The following is a 3532-nucleotide window of genomic DNA, read 5'->3' as shown; positions in this document are numbered from 1 at the left end:
TTGTATAGATGTGGTTGTTGTGTGGCGACACCAACTGGACATACATCTTCGTTGCATTTTAGCGCTTGGATACATCCAAGTGCAAACATCATCCCTCGAGCACTGTAGCATGCATCCGCCCCAAGAGCAATAACTTTTAATAAATCAAATCCTGTTACTATCCTGCTCGATACGATCAGCTTGATATGTTTCTTTAATCCGAATTTTATAAGTGTAGTGGTCACGAACGATAAAGCATCATACAGTGGCATGCCTATGTTATCTGTGAATTCAAGGGGCGCCGCTCCAGTACCCCCTTCTGAACCATCTATTGCAATAAAATCTGGATAAATTTGGGAGGTAAGCATCGCATGACAGATATCGATAAATTCTTGCTTATCACCTATACACAGTTTGAAGCCAATAGGTTTGTAACCCGATAGCTCGCGAAGTTTTTGAATGAACTGAATCATTTCGTCCGGTGATGAAAAGGCGCTATGTGCCGGCGGCGACATGACATCTGTTCCAGGAACAACGTGGCGAATAGCAGCGACCTCCGGTGTGTTTTTTGCCGCAGGAAGTATCCCGCCGTGACCAGGTTTCGCACCCTGAGAAAGCTTAATCTCAATCATCTTAACGTAAGGACGGTTTGCTTTTTCTGTGAAGAGTTCAGCATCAAACATTCCCATTTCGTTCCGACAGCCAAAATAACCCGTACCAATTTGCCAAATAAGGTCGCCTCCATTAATGTGATAAGGACTTAATCCCCCCTCACCGGTGTTGTGTGCAAAATTTTGTAAAGCGGCTCCTTTATTTAGCGCCATAATCGCATTTTTACTAAGGGCACCGTAACTCATTGCAGAAATATTGAAAACGCTTAAGCTGTAGGGTTGTTTACAGTGCAAATTACCTACCATAGTTCGTAAATCATGGCTTTCGATATGACATGGGAACACGGAGTGTGCAACCCATTCGTTACCGATTGTTTGTGGATCAGTCTGCATACCGAAAGCAACAGTTTCTCTCTCGTTTTTTGCTCGCTGGTAAACGATTGAGCGTTGGCGTCTGTTAAACGGGCGGCCATCGGTGTCCGATTCCCAGAAGTATTGACGCATTTCCGGCCGGATACTCTCAAAAAAGAACCGGAAATAGCCTAAAATAGGATAGTTTCTTAAAATTGCGTGTTTACTGCCATAGCTATCATAAAATGCTAGTATCATCAAAGGGAACGGTACAATCAATAACCAGAACCATTGTTTGGTAAAGACGATGCCGAAAGATAGGATGATCAAGTTGATGATAACTATTGTCGCGAGAATTAGTTTTCTAACTGCCATGATTGATATGAGAAATATTTTGCTTACTTAGTTTAAACGGTGGTTCTATAAGTTTGTTTGATCCTTTACTTTCATTTCAGAGATACAACATAATTAAATTGTTTCTTCTAGCTATTTGTATATGTAAACCTTCCATTTTTAATAGAATGGACAGTGCAAAATTAGGAACTTATTTAGTGGAAAGCTAAAAAAGAATAGTATTCGGTGTAAAATTACTTCTTTTATAAAAAATTCCCTAAATATTGCTTTTGCTGCTTATTTCTTCGGTTAGTTGTTGATATATTTTAACCCAATTCGGGTTTTGGCTGAGAAACTGTAAATGCCTCTGTATCGTCGGAATGTCATTTCGTTTAGCAGGGCCAGTTTGCGCCTCGCTAGGGAGATGGTCTTGAACCTTTTTAGCTGTTTCCAGAATGAGCGGCTTTAGAAGATCGAACGATAAATTATTCGCGTTCATAATTTCATAGGCGATTTGGAAAAGAGCATTGCTGAAGTTATTCGCGAATACTGCTGCGGTATGTAATGCTAGCCGTTGTTGCGTGCTACAAGGGAACGTTTTTGTAGACAACTGGAGCATCATTGCAACCAACGTGGCGCTGACTTTCTTATTACTACCCTCTATACCAAAGGGGACATCGTTTAAATTGGTTGATATTCCTTTGGTTAAACTTTGGGCTGGATAGATTACGCCGTAATTGCTGAATTTTTGTAATATAGAGATTGGTGTTGCGCCCGAAGTATGTGTGATAATTCCTTGAATTGATTTAGGAAGGACGGTGGTGATATCTTGTATTGCCTTATCGGTTACAGCTATTAGATATAGAGAGGCTGACGGGTTTATAACGTTTAATTGGTCTGTTGCAGAAGCGGAAAACAATGAAGCCAATGCATGCGCATTGGCTATATTTTTACTGTACACTTGCAGTATAGTGTGACCGAGTGCATGGAGTCCTTTTGCGAGGTGCGTTGCGATATTTCCACTGCCTATAACTACAATTTCCATCGTGGTTTCTCTCTATATTTTTGAGATCTTTTGATCTTTTACCCGGCGATAAATTGCCATGATAAAGCCAATAGTCATAATGATCGTGCCCGCCCAAAAGAAGTTAATGTACGGGAATTTAATAGCTTTAAATACGATCCATTTCTTTTCCGGAAGCGGTTTCTGATACAGCATAATTTCCAGTTTGTCTTCTTTTGGAAGAATATTCGTGAAGCGGAACCGTAGACCTTGCTCGTCGATGTCTTTGTTGAAGTCGAAGGAATTTCCGTCTTTAATTAAGAACACAGGTTCGGCACTATACTCTTTTTGGTCTTTGGCAATTACTTTTATTTTTAATCCAACAGCTAAATCTTCAGGGCCTTTTGGGATGTTATTTATAACGGCATCTTTGTTGACTCCTTCAATAATATAAAATCCATTTCTATAGCGGAGCGTATCGCCCACACTCACTTGATAGGTAGCAGGCTCATCATAATCCTCGTAGCCCGTTTTTTCTTCGTCTGGCGTTGCTTGTATTGGCTGCGAGTCGGCTGCAGCTGCCGTTATTAGGGTGTAAATATCATGTGTTAAATAGTGACGAGTAGCGGGAGTACCAATTAGACCGCCCATATCTGGATTGTTCTGCGCAAACGGTTTTAGTACGAAGGATTCCGTTACTTTCCCACTTTCTTCGTCAATACGGTCGTATTTGATGTTATAATATACGTTGGGAGCGACTACGCTATCGCCGGTATAGGTGATTCGATATTCCCCCATCTGCACGGGCTCATTTTCATTTAGGAAAAGATTCTCTCCTGGGTCGGAGAATTGATCTCCTTCTTTTCCAAAGTTCTGTACGGCGATATATTTGCTTTCATTGATAGAAATAACCTCGTTAGTTGCAGCCGCAGTAAGTGCTCCTAATAATAACAGAGCGAAGCCAATATGCGATACTGCTGAGCCTGCAAGACGCCATTTTCCTTTGAAGGCATCACCAAGTACACGTAAATTTGCTAGCAAACAAAAGATACATGTGAAAGTGAGTAAAATATACATCACATTCGTATATAGCATCGCAAAATATACAACTGCAGCTGAAATGAGAAGTGCTATTATTAATGAACCAATGGTCGCTGCCCAAAATTTGCGTGAGTCTGTTCTTTTGTATTTTAAGAATTGTGTGAATGCTGTTAATAGCATAACAACGACCGCAAACGCACCCTGCCATTTATTA

General features: G+C 40.7%; 2 protein-coding genes and 1 pseudogene. All 3 read right to left on the bottom strand.

The window, feature by feature from the left end; translation table 11 throughout:
* A partial coding sequence (locus HP439_RS18315; RefSeq protein WP_246229414.1) for an FMN-binding glutamate synthase family protein occupies positions 1–1316 on the bottom strand: 1316 nt, incomplete at its 3' end.
* Between the two features lie 235 nt (positions 1317–1551).
* A complete protein-coding gene (locus tag HP439_RS18310; RefSeq protein ID WP_172391772.1) occupies positions 1552–2319 on the bottom strand; it encodes a Rossmann-like and DUF2520 domain-containing protein in 768 nt (255 codons plus the stop codon).
* Between the two features lie 12 nt (positions 2320–2331).
* A pseudogene (locus HP439_RS18305) lies at positions 2332–3532 on the bottom strand (cytochrome C biogenesis protein); the annotation flags it as partial.

Source organism: Sphingobacterium shayense (assembly GCF_013179575.1).
Taxonomy (GTDB): Bacteria; Bacteroidota; Bacteroidia; order Sphingobacteriales; family Sphingobacteriaceae; genus Sphingobacterium; species Sphingobacterium shayense.
The sequence above is the reverse complement of the archived record's forward strand: the minus strand, read 5'-3'. Positions and strand labels throughout refer to the sequence as shown.